The 16,408-nt window shown below is 63.4% G+C and carries 14 protein-coding genes and 1 pseudogene; 13 read left to right on the top strand and 2 right to left on the bottom strand.

The window, feature by feature from the left end; translation table 11 throughout:
* The first annotated feature begins 179 nt into the window (after positions 1-179).
* A complete protein-coding gene (locus EL191_RS05930; RefSeq protein WP_041977311.1) occupies positions 180-464 on the top strand; it encodes a hypothetical protein in 285 nt (94 codons plus the stop codon).
* Here EL191_RS05930 and EL191_RS05925 read toward each other — a convergent pair.
* Positions 455-1,453: an NAD-dependent epimerase/dehydratase family protein gene (locus EL191_RS05925; protein ID WP_041977309.1), complete on the bottom strand. Its 999-nt coding sequence runs from the start codon at positions 1,451-1,453 to the stop codon at positions 455-457. The two genes, EL191_RS05930 and EL191_RS05925, sit on opposite strands and share 10 nt — an antisense overlap.
* Positions 1,454-1,554: 101 nt before the next feature.
* A pseudogene (locus EL191_RS05920) lies at positions 1,555-2,450 on the bottom strand (LysR family transcriptional regulator ArgP).
* 92 nt (positions 2,451-2,542) lie between these two features.
* Between EL191_RS05920 and EL191_RS05915 the strand changes: the two are divergent.
* From EL191_RS05915 to EL191_RS05860, 12 genes are all read left to right on the top strand, one after another.
* Entirely contained in the window at positions 2,543-2,956 is a 414-nt protein-coding gene (locus tag EL191_RS05915; RefSeq protein ID WP_041977305.1) for an ACT domain-containing protein, read from the top strand.
* Entirely contained in the window at positions 2,956-3,558 is a 603-nt protein-coding gene (locus EL191_RS05910) for a LysE/ArgO family amino acid transporter (RefSeq protein ID WP_017361848.1), read from the top strand. The genes EL191_RS05915 and EL191_RS05910 overlap by 1 nt, the downstream gene beginning before the upstream one ends.
* A gap of 48 nt (positions 3,559-3,606) precedes the next feature.
* Positions 3,607-4,563, top strand: a complete 957-nt coding sequence (locus EL191_RS05905; protein ID WP_041977303.1) for a LysR family transcriptional regulator — start codon at positions 3,607-3,609, stop codon at positions 4,561-4,563.
* A gap of 88 nt (positions 4,564-4,651) precedes the next feature.
* On the top strand, positions 4,652-4,834 hold the full coding sequence (locus EL191_RS05900) for a hypothetical protein (protein ID WP_041977300.1): 183 nt from the start codon (positions 4,652-4,654) through the stop codon (positions 4,832-4,834).
* A gap of 85 nt (positions 4,835-4,919) precedes the next feature.
* Complete coding sequence (locus tag EL191_RS05895) at positions 4,920-5,147, top strand: DUF2790 domain-containing protein (protein ID WP_013714301.1); 228 nt, start codon at positions 4,920-4,922, stop codon at positions 5,145-5,147.
* A 412-nt stretch (positions 5,148-5,559) separates the two neighbouring features.
* Positions 5,560-9,495 carry a trifunctional transcriptional regulator/proline dehydrogenase/L-glutamate gamma-semialdehyde dehydrogenase gene (gene putA, locus EL191_RS05890; protein WP_041977297.1) on the top strand — a complete coding sequence of 1,312 codons (3,936 nt, stop codon included), beginning with the start codon at positions 5,560-5,562 and terminating at the stop codon, positions 9,493-9,495.
* Positions 9,496-9,925: 430 nt separating this feature from the next.
* Positions 9,926-11,353 carry an arginine-ornithine antiporter gene (gene arcD, locus EL191_RS05885; protein ID WP_013714299.1) on the top strand — a complete coding sequence of 476 codons (1,428 nt, stop codon included), beginning with the start codon at positions 9,926-9,928 and terminating at the stop codon, positions 11,351-11,353.
* Between the two features lie 74 nt (positions 11,354-11,427).
* Positions 11,428-12,678 (top strand): arginine deiminase, encoded by a 1,251-nt coding sequence (arcA, locus tag EL191_RS05880; protein ID WP_041977294.1) that lies wholly within the window; start codon positions 11,428-11,430, stop codon positions 12,676-12,678.
* A gap of 63 nt (positions 12,679-12,741) precedes the next feature.
* Complete coding sequence (locus tag EL191_RS05875) at positions 12,742-13,752, top strand: ornithine carbamoyltransferase (RefSeq protein WP_041977292.1); 1,011 nt, start codon at positions 12,742-12,744, stop codon at positions 13,750-13,752.
* A 147-nt stretch (positions 13,753-13,899) separates the two neighbouring features.
* Positions 13,900-14,826 carry a carbamate kinase gene (gene arcC / locus EL191_RS05870; RefSeq protein ID WP_013714296.1) on the top strand — a complete coding sequence of 309 codons (927 nt, stop codon included), beginning with the start codon at positions 13,900-13,902 and terminating at the stop codon, positions 14,824-14,826.
* 12 nt (positions 14,827-14,838) lie between these two features.
* Positions 14,839-15,204, top strand: a complete 366-nt coding sequence (locus EL191_RS05865; protein WP_041977290.1) for a DUF5064 family protein — start codon at positions 14,839-14,841, stop codon at positions 15,202-15,204.
* 210 nt (positions 15,205-15,414) lie between these two features.
* Complete coding sequence (locus EL191_RS05860) at positions 15,415-16,368, top strand: hypothetical protein (protein ID WP_041977288.1); 954 nt, start codon at positions 15,415-15,417, stop codon at positions 16,366-16,368.
* Positions 16,369-16,408 lie beyond the last annotated feature (40 nt).

Raw genomic sequence — 16,408 nt, 5'->3', positions numbered from 1 at the left:
TGATCCTGTCGTGAATGCGCCGATAGCGCGTCGCTCACGAGCCAGCATGCGGCCTGAAAGTTCTGCAATGCACTCAGCACGAAAATACGTGTGACAGCCACCGGGAAGTGGCTGGCCAGGACACGGCGGGCGAGGAACGCCACAACCCGTGCCCCTTCAACCAACCGGGGGAAGTCGCGATGGAACTGAACAAAGAAGTACTGGACTGCATGAAAGCGCTGCGTCGTCGCCTACGCGAAGAGCAGGCGGTGGACATTCGCCTCAGCCAGCCCAACGCCATCGGTGCCATGCTCGATGGCAGCCTCAAGTCCGATGATGAAGAAACCCGTAGCCTGGGCAGGCGCCTGGCGGAGTTGTCCGATCAACCGCAGCGCATCGTTTCACCCGTGGCTGCAGTCGAGCTGCCGGTCGGCAGCGCCACCGGCTCGGTGCGCATCTATCGCGGCCAGCGCATCTACGCCTGATGCCCCATCTGCGCCTGCCACCAGGTGCAGAACTCATCCAGTGCATCCCACAGGCTGGCCCTGGGCTCATAGCCGAGGTACTCACGGGCGTGATCGATGTTCAGGGAAAAATCCCTGGCCATCACCGCCACGCCCAGACGGAACAGGCTCGGTTCGGGACGACCGGGCAACAGGCGACACACGCCCTCGTTGAGCGTCGCCGCAGCATAGGCCAGCGGAAACGGCACATGCCGGGTTACCGGTGGTAGCTCCAGGCGACGCAACACGTAGTTGACCACATCCCACAACGGCACCGGCGCGCCATTGCTGATGTTGTACACCTGACCAAGTGCCGCTCTGCCCACTTGCAACGAGCTAAGCAAGGCATCGTTGAGATTGTGCACATTGGTGAAGTCGACCTTGTTCAGACCATTGCCGATGATCGCCAGGCGACCCTTGCGTTGCATACCGATCAAGCGCGGGAAGATGCTGGTATCGCCCGCCCCGGTAACGAAACGCGGGCGCAGGGCGACCACCTCCAGGCCGAACTCCTGCGCGGCGAACACCTGCTGCTCGGCCAGGTGCTTGGTTTTGCCGTAGTGATCGGAAAAACGCTTGGGCACCTGCTCCTCGCGGATATCGACATGGGATTTCCCATCGAAGTAGATCGAGGGTGAAGACAGGTGCACCAGGCGCTGCACTTTCTGCTTGAGGCAGGCGTCGACGATGTTCTCGGTGACCGTCACATTGGCCTGATGGAAATGTCCGTAGTCGCCCCACACCCCCACGGCGCCGGCACAGTGCACCACGGCCTCGACATCCTGGCACAGCGCCTGGGCCAGCTCGGCATCGCCCAGATCGCCCTGGACGAACTCGGCACCGCGCTTGATCAGGTGCTGCACACCTTCGGCACGGCGGCCGTTGACCCGCACCGCCAGGCCCTGTTCGAGCGCGAAACGTGCGAAGCGCCCACCGATGAAACCACTCGAGCCGGTGACCAGAATCTTCATCGCATCCCCCAAACACTGATTCTTGTAATGGCCGAACTCTAGCAGCGCTCGGTTCGCCCTGCGCTGTCGGCGGCGGCCAGAACTACGACTCTGCAGGCCGCCTATGAGTGCAGCGACACCAGCACCGAAGCCGAGTGGCGACGCAGTTGCTCGGTCAGCTCGCCGAGCAGTTCACCGCCGTTGCGCCAGTGGTGCCAGTACAGCGGCACATCGATGAAGCGCTCCGGCACCAGCTCCACCAGCCGGCCACCGACCAATGCCTCACGCACCTGCAACTCCGGCACCAGACCCCAGCCCAGGCCGCCTTCGGCCAGGCGCACGAATCCTTCCGACGACGGGCACAGGTGATAGGCAAAGGCTCCGGTCACCCCCAGCCCTGCGAGGTAGCGGTGCTGCAGTTGATCATCAGGGCCGTAGACGATAGCTGGGGCACGCGCCAACGACTCGGCGGTAACGCCAGAGGAAAAGTGCCGGGAAACGAAGGCCGGGCTGGCCAGCGCGCGATAACGCATCGCCCCTAGCGCCAGGCTGCGCGCGCCCGCCACCGGACGCTCGGCAGCACACACGCAGCCGGCCACCTCACCCGCACGCATGCGCTTGAGACCCACTTCCTGGTCCTCAACCACCAGCTCCATCAACACCTGCTGGGCGGCGCAGAACTCGGCCGTTGCCGCCGCCCACCAGGTAGCCAGGCTATCGGCGTTGATGGCGATGCGCAGACGCTCGGGCAAGGCCTGTTCATCCAGCCCCGGCACCTGGCCCTGCAGGTCGCGTTCGAGCAGGCGCACTTGCTGCACGTGGTTGAGCAGGCGTCGACCAATGTCGGTGGGTGCTGGGGAGATGCACGCACCAGCACCGGCTGACCGACGCGCGCCTCGAGCAACTTGATGCGCTGCGAAACGGCAGACTGCGACAGCCCCAGCACCTGCGCAGCGCGCTCGAAGCCGGCCTGCTCCACCACTGCTGCCAGAGCAGCCAGCAGTTTGTAGTCGAACATCGATTTTCCTAATGAGCAATCAGCAATATTTGTTTCTCTTATACATCCAGTCGCAGCAGACTCGCTAGCACTCACCCAATCAGGAGCCTGCCATGTCTGGCGAAACCAATCTCGCGCGCCTGTTGCAAGGCATGACGCCGCAGCTCAACCCCGGTCAGTATGTGTTCTGCTGCGTCCCGTCCGGGTATGACTGCAGCGGCTTGCAACCCATCGCCAGCCTGCGCGAAACCGAAGGCCTGAGCCTGGTGCTGCCGCGCGAGGCCGCCGACGCGTACAACCTGAGCTACGACTACGTCGCGGCCTGGATCACCCTTGAGGTGCATTCGTCGCTGGCCGCTGTCGGTTTGACCGCTTCCTTCTCCACCGCCCTGGCGCAGGCGGGGATCAGTTGCAACGTGGTCGCAGGCTTTCACCACGACCACCTGTTCGTGCCCTGCGAACGAGCCGAAAAGGCGCTTTCCACCCTGCGCGCTCTGTCAGCGGCCTCCCTGCCGGAGCACGCGTGATGTGGCAGAGCTACAGTAACGGCCTGCTGGTGGCCATCGGCCTGATCATGGCCATCGGCGCACAGAACGCCTTCGTCCTGGCGCAAAGCCTGCGCCGCGAACACCACCTGCCGGTGGCCGCGCTGTGCATCGCCTGCGACGCGGCACTGGTGGCGGCCGGCGTGTTCGGCCTCGCCACACTGCTGACGCAGAGCCCGACGCTGCTGGCAATCGCCCGCTGGGGCGGCGCTGCCTTCCTCATGTGGTACGGCAGCCAGGCGCTGCTGCGCGCCGCCCGCCCACAGTCACTGCAGGCGGCTGGCAGCGAACCACGTTCGCTTCGCGCGGTGATGCTCGCAGCGCTGGCGGTCACCCTGCTCAACCCGCACGTCTATCTGGATACCGTGTTGCTGATCGGCTCGCTCGGTGCTCAGCAACCCGAGCCCGGCGCCTATGCGGCAGGAGCGGCCAGCGCGTCCTTTCTCTGGTTCAGCGCTCTGGCTCTTGGTGCGGCCTGGCTGGCGCCGTGGCTGGCGAAGCCGCTGACCTGGCGCCTGATCGATCTGGGTGTGGCTGCGATGATGTTCGCGGTGGCGGCGCAGTTGATCCTTGGCGTGCTGTAGCGGCAGGACGCGCATAATGCGTCAGACCCTCTTACGCCAGGAGCAACAATGGATACCTTGCATGCGATGCGCGTGTTCATTCAGGTGGTCGAGCGCGGCAGTTTCACTGCAGCAGCTCAGGCGCTGGATCTGTCGACTGCTCAGGTGTCACGCCTGATCGCCGATCTGGAGCAGCATCTGCAAGCGCGCCTGCTGCAGCGCACCACTCGCCGCCTGGCCCTGACCGAAACCGGCGAGCGCTATCTGGAACGCAGCCGACAGATTCTCGGCCAGATCGACGAAGCCGATGCCGAAGCACGCGGCGCCCACCTCACGCCCAGTGGCCGCCTGCGCGTACACACCATGACCGGCCTCGGCCTGCAGCACCTGACGCCACTGATCGCCCGCTACGCCGAGCGTTATCCACAGGTGGTGGTCGAGCTCACCCTGGCGCAACGCACGCCGGATCTTCTCGAAGACGGCCACGACGTGACCGTCGCCTTCGCCCGCGACCTGCCGGATTCGCAACTGGTCGCACAACGTCTCGGCCCGGTGTACAGCGTGCTCTGCGCCGCCCCCAGCTACCTGGCCAAACACGGCATCGCACAACGACCGAGCGATCTGCAGCAACACCGCTACCTGCGGCTGACCGACCCGCAGTACCGCGGCCAGTGGGATTTCGGTGACGAGCAGCTGGATGCCTTGCCAGCCGAATGCTTTCAGGTCAACGTCGCCGAGGCTCTGGTCAAGGCAGCGCAGGCGGGCATGGGGTTTTGCCTGCTGCCATCGTTCGTCGCCAGTCAGCCGCTGCGCGAGGGGCGACTGCTGCGTATCCTGCCGCAGCACCGCCTGCGCGCCCTGAACATCTATGCGATGTATCCGTCGCGTCGCTTTCTCGATGCCAAGACGCGCACTTGGGTGGACTTTCTCAAGGCCGAACTGCCACCGCTGCTGCGCGCTGACGAAGCGGTATTGGACGACACGCGATACTGGGCGACGCCCGATAAATTGTTGCGCGAGAAGTAAGAGTCATTCACCCGCAACGCTCTTTTTCCGACCCCGATGCCTCACTAGGATGACTTCGACCCCACGAAGAATCCCGAGAGGATCCCCCATGAAGAACCTCATCACTGCTGCTGGCCTGTCTCTCTCCACTCTACTGGCCGCCCAGGCCTGCCTTGCCGAAGAGTCGGCTGCATTCGTCGCCCATCAGCAGGCCCACCAGCAACAACCGCACACCACAACCACCCAGCAAGCGCAGACCACGGGCTCGCAGAGCACCGATCATCACGGCTGAAACAAGGCTTACCGGGTGCCGGCCGAGCACCTGACTGGCGCCCCCGAGGCCGCTGACACGGCCTTTTCTCCCAATCGAGGCCAACATGAAACGTATCGCCTGCCTACTCGCTTTCGCCTGCACCGCTACCCTGGCACACGCCGAAACACCCGAGCACTACCACTATGGGATGCACCTGGACATCGCCAGAATCATCAGCCAGACCCTGCCGCAAGGCTGCGAAACGGGTGAAGCCCGAATGGTCTACCTGGACTCCAAAGGCGAACAGCACACTCTGATCTATCAACGCATCGGCGAAGACTGCCGCTACTGATCTGCGCCTGGCGCTACCCGGCGCATGCAATCCGTCACCTCGCACCACCGTCCCCTTTCCAGCGGTCTACCCTGATCAAAAGGCAATACCTTGCCGACGATCGGGTAGCACCAAGGTTGCACCACAAAGTCTCCCCACCGGTTTCAGCCCGCTTTGCGCTACTCATGACCTATTGTCTGCGGCGCCGGGCTTTAGCGGCAGCGTTCATGAGCCATGAGATTAGACGTTCGTCGGCCCACGACAATTATTGGTTGCACCTAGTTGCACCCTACATATTTACGGGTTTACTCTCCCGCAGCTTTTTTGCTGCCCGCATCGAAGGCGGCAACTCTTCGGGCCGTCGCAGGGCGACGTCAAAAATTGCTTCGGCAATTTTCTACCGTGCATAACCTGACAATAAGTAGGACTCCCCATGGCTACTACCACTCTTGGCGTGAAACTCGACGATGCCACCCGCGAACGCCTGAAAAAGGCTGCCGCGCAGATCGACCGCACGCCGCACTGGATGATCAAGCAGGCGATCTTCAATTATCTGGAGCAAGTCGAGAGTGGCCTGACGCCCGCCGAGCACGCCGGCCTGGCCGCTGCCGCCGGTGAAGAGGCGCTGGAGTCGCTGACCGAGCAGGGCTTGCAGGTATTCCTGGATTTCGCCGAGAGCATCCTGCCGCAGTCGGTGCTGCGCGCCGCCATCACCAGCGCCTACCGCCGCCCGGAAACCGAAGTGGTACCGATGCTGCTGGAGCAGGCGCGCCTGAACCCGGAGCAAGCCGAAGCCTCGCAGAAGCTGGCCCTGGGCATCGCCGAAAAGCTGCGCAACCAGAAGAACGCCAGCGGCCGTCAGGGGCTGGTGCAGGGCCTGCTGCAGGAGTTCTCGCTGTCGTCGCAGGAAGGCGTGGCGCTGATGTGCCTGGCCGAAGCCCTGCTGCGCATCCCCGACAAGGCCACCCGCGACGCGCTGATTCGCGACAAGATCGCCAACGGCAACTGGAGCCAGCACCTCGGCCAGAGCCCGTCGATGTTCGTCAACGCGGCCAGCTGGGGCTTGCTGATCACCGGCAAGCTGGTGTCGACCCACACCGAAGCCGGCATGACCTCGGCGCTCAACCGCATCATCGGCAAGAGCGGCGAGCCGGTCATCCGCAAGGGTGTGGACATGGCCATGCGCCTGATGGGCGAACAGTTCGTCACCGGCGAAACCATCGCCGAAGCCCTGGCCAATGCATCCAACCTGGAGGCCAAAGGCTTCCGCTATTCCTACGACATGCTCGGTGAAGCCGCGCTGACCGAAGAAGACGCCAAGCGTTACCTGGCCTCCTACGAGCAGGCCATCCACGCCATCGGCAAGGCCTCGCACGGTCGCGGCATCTACGAAGGCCCGGGCATCTCGATCAAGCTGTCCGCCCTGCACCCCCGCTACAGCCGCGCCCAGTACGAGCGCGTAATGGACGAGCTGTACCCGACCCTGCTGGGTCTGACCCAACTGGCCAAGCAGTACGACATCGGCATCAACATCGACGCCGAGGAAGCCGACCGCCTGGAGCTGTCGCTGGATCTGCTCGAGCGCCTGTGCTTCGCGCCGAGCCTGGCCGGCTGGAACGGCATCGGCTTCGTCATCCAGGCCTACCAGAAGCGCTGCCCGTACGTGATCGACTACGTCATCGACCTGGCCAAGCGCAGCCGCCACCGCCTGATGATCCGCCTGGTGAAAGGCGCCTACTGGGACAGCGAGATCAAGCTGGCCCAGGTCAATGGCCTGGAAGGCTACCCGGTGTACACCCGCAAGCCGTACACCGACCTCTCCTACATCGCCTGTGCGCGCAAACTGTTGGCCGCGCCGGAAGCCATCTACCCGCAGTTCGCCACGCACAACGCCCACTCGCTGTCGGCCATCTATCACCTGGCCGGGCAGAACTACTACCCGGGCCAGTACGAGTTCCAGTGCCTGCACGGCATGGGCGAGCCGCTGTACGAGCAAGTGGTCGGCAAGATCGCCGATGGCAAGCTGAACCGCCCGTGCCGCATCTACGCCCCGGTCGGCAGCCATGAAACCCTGCTGGCCTACCTGGTACGTCGCCTGCTGGAAAACGGCGCCAACACCAGCTTCGTCAACCGCATCGCCGACCACAGCATCTCGCTGAAAGACCTCGTACTCGATCCGGTGCAGCAGGTCGAGCAGATGGCCGCGCAGGAAGGCACCGTCGGCCTGCCGCACCCGCGCATCCCGCTGCCGCGTGATCTGTACGGCAAGCAGCGTGTCAACTCCGCCGGCCTCGACCTGGCCAACGAACACCGCCTCGGCTCGCTGTCCTCGGCGCTGCTGTCGACCGTCAACCACAGCTACCTGGCCGAGCCGATGCTCGGTTGCGATGGCGCCAATCCGGGCGAGCCGGAGCCGGTGCGCAACCCGGCCGATCATCGCGACCTGGTCGGCCATGTGCGCGAAGCCAGCGTCAAGGACGTCGACAGCGCCATTCTCTGCGCCCTGGCCAGTGGGCAGATCTGGCAGTCCACCCTGCCCGCCGAGCGCGCCGCCGTGCTGGAACGCGCCGCCGACCTGATGGAAGCCGAGCTGCAACAGCTGATGGGCCTGCTGGTGCGCGAGTCCGGCAAGACCTTCGCCAACGCCATCGCCGAAGTGCGCGAGGCGGTGGACTTCCTCCGCTACTACGCCATTCAGGCACGCAGCTTCGGCAACGACAGCCACCGCCCGCTGGGCCCGGTGGTGTGCATCAGCCCGTGGAACTTTCCCCTGGCAATCTTCACCGGCCAGGTCTGCGCCGCACTGGCCGCCGGCAACACCGTGCTGGCCAAGCCGGCCGAACAGACCCCGCTGATCGCCGCCCAGGCCGTGCGCATCCTGCGCGAGGCCGGCGTGCCGGCCGGCGCCGTGCAACTGCTGCCGGGTCGTGGCGAAACCGTTGGTGCGCGCCTGGTGGGTGACGAGCGCGTGCGTGGCGTGATGTTCACCGGCTCCACCGAAGTGGCCGGCATCCTCCAGCGCAACATCGCCGGTCGCCTGGATGCCCAGGGCCGGACCATTCCGCTGATCGCCGAAACCGGCGGCCTCAACGCCATGATCGTCGATTCCTCGGCGCTGACCGAGCAGGTGGTGATGGACGTGGTCGCCTCCGCCTTCGACAGCGCCGGCCAGCGCTGCTCGGCGCTGCGCGTGCTGTGCGTGCAGGACGACGTGGCCGACCGCGTGCTGACCATGCTCAAGGGCGCCATGGCCGAATACAGCCTCGGCAACCCGGAGCGCCTGAACACCGACATCGGCCCGGTGATCGACGCCGAAGCCAAGGCTGGCATCGAAACCCATATTGCCAAGCTGCGCGAGAAAGGCCGCAAGGTCACTCAACTGGCGCGCGTCAACGGTGACGAGATCAAGCGCGGCACCTTCGTCGTGCCGACCCTGATCGAGCTGGACAGCTTCGACGAAATGAAGCGCGAGATCTTCGGTCCGGTACTGCACGTGGTGCGCTACCAGCGCGCCGATCTGGGCAAGCTGCTGCAGCAGATCAACGACAGCGGCTACGGCCTGACCCTCGGCGTGCACACGCGCATCGACGAGACCATCGCCCAGGTGGTCGGCACCGCCAAGGTCGGCAACCTGTACGTCAACCGCAACATGGTCGGCGCCGTGGTCGGCGTGCAGCCGTTCGGTGGTGAAGGCCTGTCAGGCACCGGCCCGAAAGCCGGCGGCCCGCTATACCTCTATCGCCTGCTGTCGACCCGCCCGCAGGAGGCCGTCGCCCAGTACCTGCAACAGGCCGAAGTGCAGGCACTGCCAGCACCGACCGAGCTGGACAATGTACGCGCCGCCTTCGCCGAGTGGGCAGGCAAGCAGGAGCCGGCCGTCGCCGCACTGTTCGAGCACTACCGCGGCCTGTCGCAGAGTTACAGCAGCCACGCCCTCACCGGCCCGACCGGCGAGCGCAACAGCTACAGCCTGCTGCCGCGTGAGCACGTACTGAACCTGGCCGACGAACGCAGCGACCTGCTGACGCAACTGGCTGCTACCCTGGCAGTCGGCAGCCAGGCGATCTGGCTGGAAAGCCAGCGCGCCCTGTACAGCGAGCTGCCGAAGGAAGTGCAGAAGCACATCCAACTGGTGGCCGACTGGAACAGCGTCGACGTGGAGCTGGACGCCATTCTGCACCACGGCGACTCCGACCAGTTGCGCGCAGTCAGCGAGCAAGCCGCGCAGCGCAAGGGTGCCATCGTCGGTGTACACGGCCTGAACAAGGGCGAGACCGACATCCCGCTGGAACGCCTGCTGATCGAGCACGCCTTGAGCGTCAACACCGCAGCGGCCGGCGGCAACGCCAGTCTGATGACCATCGGCTGATAGTCGTCATATGGCGGCAACGCCGTGGAAAGCTGGCTGAAAGCTTTCTACGGCATGCTGTACCCACACGGCGCACCTGCCTGCAGGGGCTACCCGCCCAGCGCCGTGCCATCTCCTCGTGACCTTAGGGTCTGCGCCAGCCTACCCGGCCGGTGCTTCGAGCGGGGCCAAACGCCCCGCCCATTTCCCTCCCCATACTGATTTCATCTCAACTGGCCATCATTGCGTAACGAAAAGTTCGGACTATGGTGTCAGGACGGTCGCCTTGCCGCGCCCGCCAGAGCTGCAGTCCTGAGGCTTATCAGGTGCTCGACAACGCTTACTACACGGATGTGCGTTGACGAATCCTGACTGTTGACTCAAGTCAGGATGTTCTGCTCGCCAAACGCGCTCAATACCTATGTCTCCCTGTGATACGGAGGTAATTGAGATGTCAGACTCGACCCAAAAACTCCGCCTCGCCGCGTTGATCGCACTGGTAGTCGGCTCGATGGTCGGCGGCGGTATCTTCTCTCTTCCGCAAAACATTGCGGCCAGCGCCAGCGCCGGCGCCACCCTGATCGGCTGGTTGATCACCGGGGTCGGCATGCTGACCCTGGCGTTCGTATTCCAGACCCTGGCCAATCGCAAGCCCGAACTCGATGGTGGGGTGTATGCCTACGCCAAGGCTGGTTTCGGTGACTACATGGGCTTTTCTTCGGCCTGGGGCTACTGGATCAGCGCGTGGATCGGCAACGTCAGCTACATGGTGCTGCTGTTCTCCACCCTGGGTTACTTCTTTCCGGTCTTCGGTGAAGGCAATACCCTGCCGGCGGTGATCTGCGCCTCGCTGCTGCTATGGCTGCTGCACTTCTTGGTGCTGCGCGGGATCAAGGAGGCGGCGTTCATCAACACCGTCACCACCATCGCCAAGATGGTTCCGCTCGCGCTGTTCATCATCATCGCCGCCATCGCCTTCAAGTTCGACGTCTACACCGCTGACTTCTGGGGCCACGGCAACAGCGAGTTGGGTAGCGTGATGGATCAGGTACGCAACATGATGCTGGTCACCGTCTGGGTGTTCATCGGCATCGAGGGTGCAAGCATCTTTTCGGCCCGAGCCGAGAAACGCAGCGACGTTGGCAAGGCCACAGTGCTTGGCTTCGTCGGCGTGCTCCTGCTGCTGGTGCTGGTCAACGTGCTCAGCCAGGGCATCCTCGCCCAGGCCGAACTGGCCGGTTTGAAGAACCCGTCCATGGCCGGTGTGCTGGAACACGTGGTCGGCCCCTGGGGTGCACAGCTGATCTCCATCGGCCTGATCGTCTCCCTAGCCGGTGCGTTGCTGTCGTGGACCCTGCTGTGCGCGGAGATTCTCTTCGCCAGTGCCCGCGACCACACCATGCCGGAGTTCCTGCGCAAGGAGAACGCCAACCACGTTCCGGCCAATGCGCTGTGGCTGTCCAACGGGCTGATCCAGCTGTTCCTCATCATCACCCTGTTCAACGCGTCCACCTACCTGAGCCTGCTGTACCTGGCCACCTCGATGATCCTGGTGCCGTACTTCTGGTCCAGCGCCTATGCGGTGCTACTGGCCGTGCGCGGCGAGACCTACGAGAAGGCTGCCGGCGAGCGCAACAAGGACCTGCTGATCGCGCTGATTTCCACCCTCTACGCGGTGTGGCTGGTATACGCGGCCGGTATCCAGTACCTGCTGCTCTCCGCGCTGCTCTATGCCCCTGGCGCGATTCTCTTCGCCAAGGCCAAACGCGAACTGGGGCAACCCGTGTTCACCGGCCTGGAAAAGCTGATTTTCGCCGCCGTACTGATCGGTGCCGCCATTGCTGCCTACGGGCTGTATGACGGCTTCCTGAGTCTGTAACACCGCTGGCCGTGGAGCGGCCCGCGCGGGCCGCTGGTCAGCCTGAAAACTCGCTCTACGAGAAGGAGTTCGACATGTCCAAGAAAGCCCTCGGCGTTCATTCCGAAGCCGGCAAACTGCACAAGGTAATGGTCTGTTCACCAGGCCTGGCCCATCTACGCCTGACTCCCGCCAACTGCGACGAACTGCTGTTCGACGACGTGATATGGGTATCGCAGGCCAAGCGCGATCACTTCGACTTCATGACCAAGATGCGCGAACGCGGTGTGGAAGTCGTGGAGATGCACAATCTGCTGGAAGAGACCGTCAGCGATCCCAATGCACTGAAGTGGATTCTCGATCGCAAGATCACCCCCAACAGCGTAGGCCCCGGCCTGCAGAACGAAGTGCGTTCCTTCATCGAAAGCCTGGAGCCCCGGCGCATCGCCGAGTTCCTGATCGGTGGCGTTTCCGGCGCCGACCTGGCCAAGCACAAGGATTCCGAGGCGGCGAAGATGTTCAACGCCTACCTGGGCGAAGCCAGCTTCATCTTCCCGCCGCTGCCCAACACCCAGTTCACTCGCGACACCACCTGCTGGATCTATGGCGGCGTCACCCTCAACCCGATGTACTGGCCGGCACGTCGTCAGGAAACCCTGCTCGCCAGCGCCATCTACACATTCCACCCGGACTTCGCCAACGAGCCCTTCGAGATCTGGTTCGGCGACCCGGACAAGGATCATGGCTCGGCCACCCTGGAAGGCGGCGACGTGATGCCCATCGGCAACGGCACCGTGCTGATCGGCATGGGCGAACGCACCTCGCACCAGGCCATCGGCCAGTTGGCACGCACCCTGTTCGCCAAGGGCGCAGCCGAGCGGGTGGTGGTCGCCGGCCTCGGTCGCTCACGTGCGGCCATGCACCTGGATACGGTGTTCAGCTTCTGCGACCGCGATCTGGTGACCATCTTCCCGGAAGTGGCCAACAGCATCGTGCCCTTCACCCTGCGTCCAGATGAAAGCCGCCCCGGCGGCATCGACTTGCGCCGCGAGGAAAAGCCATTCGTCGATGTGGTCGCCGAATGCCTGGGCCTCAAGCAGCTGCGCGTGGTGGAAACCGGTGGCGATGCCTACGAGGCCGAGCGCGAGCAATGGGATGACGGCAACAACGTGGTCTGCCTCGAGCCGGGCGTGGTCATCGGCTACGACCGCAACACCTACACCAATACCTTGCTGCGCAAGGCCGGCGTCGAGGTCATCACCATCAGCGCCAGCGAGCTGGGACGCGGTCGTGGCGGCGGTCACTGCATGACCTGCCCGATCATTCGCGACCCTATCGATTACTGATCCAGCCTGCCCCGGTGGCCATCCGCCGCCGGGGTGTTTCGACGCCCCAAAAGGAGAGAGACCATGGCTTTCAACATGCACAACCGCAACCTGCTCAGCCTGATGCACCACAGCCCGCGCGAGCTGCGTTACCTGCTCGACCTGTCGCGCGATCTCAAACGCGCCAAGTACACCGGTACCGAGCAGCAGCACCTCAAGCGCAAGAACATCGCGCTGATCTTCGAGAAGACCTCGACCCGCACCCGCTGCGCCTTCGAGGTCGCCGCCTACGACCAGGGCGCCAACGTCACCTACATCGACCCCAACTCGTCGCAGATCGGCCACAAGGAATCGATGAAGGACACCGCCCGCGTGCTCGGGCGCATGTACGACGCCATCGAGTACCGTGGCTTCAAACAGGAAATCGTCGAGGAACTGGCTACCTACGCCGGCGTACCGGTGTTCAACGGCCTGACCGACGAATACCACCCGACGCAGATGCTCGCTGACGTACTGACCATGCGCGAACACAGCGACAAGCCGCTACACGACATCACCTACGCCTACCTCGGTGACGCGCGCAACAACATGGGTAATTCGCTGCTGCTGATCGGCGCCAAGCTCGGCATGGACGTACGCATCGCCGCGCCCAAGGCACTCTGGCCACACGATGACCATGTCGCCGCGTGCAAGAAATTCGCCGAGGAGAGTGGCGCACGTATCACCCTCACCGAAGACCCGAAGGAAGCGGTCAAGGGCGTCGACTTCGTCCATACCGACGTCTGGGTATCGATGGGTGAGCCGGTGGAAGCCTGGGGTGAGCGCATCAAGGAGCTACTGCCCTACCAGGTCAACGTCGAGATCATGAAAGCCGCTGGTAATCCGCGAGTGAAGTTCATGCACTGCCTTCCGGCCTTCCATAACAGCGAGACCAAGGTCGGCAAGCAGATCGCCGAACAGTATCCGAACCTGAAGAACGGCATCGAAGTCACCGAGGACGTCTTCGAGTCGCCGTGGAATATCGCCTTCGAGCAGGCGGAAAACCGCATGCACACCATCAAGGCGATTCTGGTCTCGACCCTGGCTGATATCTAGGTTCACGTAGCCCGGATGCAATCCGGGGGATGAGCTTGTCTCCCCTCTCCCACTGATGGGAGAGGGGCCGGGGGGATAGGGTCTGGCCGGCGACGCCGAATCTCAGACCACAACCCCGGAGTCAACCTGATCGACAAGGAGAACATCATGCGACTCGTCATCGCCCTGGGCGGCAACGCCCTGCTTCGTCGCGGCGAAGCCATGACCGCGGAAAACCAACGCGAAAACGTGCGTATTGCTTGCAAGCAGATCGCCAAGGTGGCGCCCGGCAACGAGCTGGTGATCGCCCACGGCAACGGCCCACAGGTCGGCCTGCTGGCCCTGCAAGGCAACGCCTATGACGCAGCCAACCCCTACCCGCTGGACGTGCTAGGCGCCGAGACCGAAGGCATGATCGGCTACATGATCGAACAGGAACTGGGCAACCTGCTGCCGTTCGAGGTGCCCTTCGCCACCATCCTCACCCAGGTCGAAGTGGACAGTGCCGATCCTGCGTTCCAGAAACCCACCAAACCCATCGGCCCGGTCTACACCCAGGCAGAGGCCGAACGCCTGGCCACCGAAAAAGGCTGGAGCATCGCCCCGGACGGCGACAAGTTTCGCCGCGTCGTGGCCAGCCCCAGACCGCAGCGCATCTTTGAAATACGCCCGATCAAATGGCTGCTGGAAAAAGGCAGCGTGGTGATCTGCGCCGGTGGTGGTGGCATTCCTACCATGTATGACGGCAAGCAGCTACGCGGCGTCGAAGCGGTTATCGACAAGGACCTGTGCTCGGCACTGCTGGCCGAACAGCTGAATGCCGACCTGCTGGTGATCGCCACCGATGTCGACGCTGCCTATATCGAGTGGGGCAAGCCCGGACAGAAAGCCATCGCCGCCGCTCACCCCGATGAAATCGAAAAACTCGGCTTCGCCTCCGGCTCGATGGGGCCCAAGGTGCAAGCCGCCTGCGAGTTCGCGCGCAACACTGGCAGCAGTGCGGTGATCGGCTCGCTGGAGAACATCGATGCCATCGTCCAGGGTCGTTCGGGCACGCGCATCAGCCTCGACTGCACCGGCATCGTCTACCGCTGAGAGGGCTCGGTCATGTTCACTCCGGGCCACCTGCACCGCGACAATAACGACCGTCCCGAGCACATGCGTCGGCTGCCACCCTTCTCGGTGGACTTCTACTACGACGTTCGCAAAGACCCGCAGCACGGGCCGATGTTGCACATGCGCCTGGTCGGCGAGGTGGACGGGCGGCGTTTCGAGGAGGAGTTCGAGTTGCACCGCGACGTTGCCTTCAACTTCGCCAGCGTGGCGACCCGCATCGCCGCCCGCCACGGCCTGAACCCCAATGCCAGCCCGGTGATGCGCGGCCATGACGAGTACGACAAGGTGTTCGCCGATATTCGCAACAAGCTCAATGTTCAACCGGGCGAACCGGTGAACCTCGACCACGTACTCTGACGTCACATGGCCCGATTGCATCCGGGCCATGTTTCTACCCGCAAGGTGCGCCACGCGCACCGATGCCGTTGCTCATGCTTACGGACACCCCGGTCTGTATAGGCCCAATAAGTGATAGCGCCTCAAGACCTCCGCCGAACTGCCGATCTACATCACATGGCTCAGTAGCTAACTGCGCGCGCAGGACAGCAAGAACCAAGGGATGTGGAAATGACAAACTTCAGCGTGGAAGGTCTGCTGGCACACCGTTCTTTCAAGGCTGGTATGGCTGGCGCCGTTATTCAGCGTGACGATCAATCCAGGCCATCACCCGCCCCACAGAGCATGGGTTCTGATGCTGGCGTGAAGGTAGTCCTCTCTCCCGCAGCCTCGAAGATATCCTTGCTGCTCAAGAGCGAGTCCGCGGGCAAGGCCAGTGCGGCAGTGGGTTTCGATGAGTTTCTGGAAAGCAATCACCAGCAGATCAAGGCTCACGGCAAGAATGCCGACTTCCTCAAGGAAGTCCCTCAGGACCTGAGCCCGGAGCGGCAAATACTGGCCCAACAAGCGGCCAACTATCTTCTCGGCAATCACTACGGTGAAGAGAAACTCCATCCCAGCCGCTCTGCGGAAAATCCGTTCGCTGCACTGGACCGGGTCACGCTTTCAAAGATTTCCTTCGATGATTCCGGCCTATTTACCGCAGCGGAACGCCAAGTGGCTTTTCTGGAAATGACCAATCGCGACATGCAGCACCGCAATGCCACCTATGATCTGGCCGAGGAGCTGCAACGGCGAGATGGTTCCGCCCCATGGTTCCAGGTAACCGCCTTTCTGCGCGACGCACAGTTGATCGGCACCATGAGTGAGGGAGAAAAAGCCTGGCGAAACTGGCCACCAGCGGCCGAGTTGGAAGCCTATGCAGCGTCGATGCTGCGCAATGACCCCAGTCGGGAGCCAACCCTACCGGAATATCAGAACCTGAATAACCAGGACAAACCCATCCTGGCTTTCATGGTTGGCAAAGATGGCTCAGGGACGTGGAAGAATGTCGCGGTTGAAGAGCTGGCCTCGGACACCCTCCCCCTCAGGCTCATCCATTCCCTGATTGAAAAGAACAAAACCACCCAACCCGAGCACCCGTGGTTATCGCTCTACCTGAGCATCGACAACCTGGGGAAATAGGGTGCAGCCAGAGGATTGTCGAGGCGCCCCCTGAGAGTTC

Origin of the sequence: Pseudomonas mendocina (assembly GCF_900636545.1) — a bacterium.
In the GTDB taxonomy this organism is placed as follows: Bacteria; Pseudomonadota; Gammaproteobacteria; order Pseudomonadales; family Pseudomonadaceae; genus Aquipseudomonas; species Aquipseudomonas mendocina.
The sequence above is the reverse complement of the archived record's forward strand: the minus strand, read 5'-3'. Positions and strand labels throughout refer to the sequence as shown.

What these genes read in the sequence shown, in the direction of transcription:
- EL191_RS05930 (WP_041977311.1), top strand. Translation starts at nt 180, where the DNA reads ATGGAACTGAACAAAGAAGTACTGGACTGCATGAAAGCGCTGCGTCGT.
- EL191_RS05925 (WP_041977309.1), bottom strand. Translation starts at nt 1,453, where the DNA reads ATGAAGATTCTGGTCACCGGCTCGAGTGGTTTCATCGGTGGGCGCTTC.
- EL191_RS05915 (WP_041977305.1), top strand. Translation starts at nt 2,543, where the DNA reads ATGTCTGGCGAAACCAATCTCGCGCGCCTGTTGCAAGGCATGACGCCG.
- EL191_RS05910 (WP_017361848.1), top strand. Translation starts at nt 2,956, where the DNA reads ATGTGGCAGAGCTACAGTAACGGCCTGCTGGTGGCCATCGGCCTGATC.
- EL191_RS05905 (WP_041977303.1), top strand. Translation starts at nt 3,607, where the DNA reads ATGGATACCTTGCATGCGATGCGCGTGTTCATTCAGGTGGTCGAGCGC.
- EL191_RS05900 (WP_041977300.1), top strand. Translation starts at nt 4,652, where the DNA reads ATGAAGAACCTCATCACTGCTGCTGGCCTGTCTCTCTCCACTCTACTG.
- EL191_RS05895 (WP_013714301.1), top strand. Translation starts at nt 4,920, where the DNA reads ATGAAACGTATCGCCTGCCTACTCGCTTTCGCCTGCACCGCTACCCTG.
- putA (WP_041977297.1), top strand. Translation starts at nt 5,560, where the DNA reads ATGGCTACTACCACTCTTGGCGTGAAACTCGACGATGCCACCCGCGAA.
- arcD (WP_013714299.1), top strand. Translation starts at nt 9,926, where the DNA reads ATGTCAGACTCGACCCAAAAACTCCGCCTCGCCGCGTTGATCGCACTG.
- arcA (WP_041977294.1), top strand. Translation starts at nt 11,428, where the DNA reads ATGTCCAAGAAAGCCCTCGGCGTTCATTCCGAAGCCGGCAAACTGCAC.
- EL191_RS05875 (WP_041977292.1), top strand. Translation starts at nt 12,742, where the DNA reads ATGGCTTTCAACATGCACAACCGCAACCTGCTCAGCCTGATGCACCAC.
- arcC (WP_013714296.1), top strand. Translation starts at nt 13,900, where the DNA reads ATGCGACTCGTCATCGCCCTGGGCGGCAACGCCCTGCTTCGTCGCGGC.
- EL191_RS05865 (WP_041977290.1), top strand. Translation starts at nt 14,839, where the DNA reads ATGTTCACTCCGGGCCACCTGCACCGCGACAATAACGACCGTCCCGAG.
- EL191_RS05860 (WP_041977288.1), top strand. Translation starts at nt 15,415, where the DNA reads ATGACAAACTTCAGCGTGGAAGGTCTGCTGGCACACCGTTCTTTCAAG.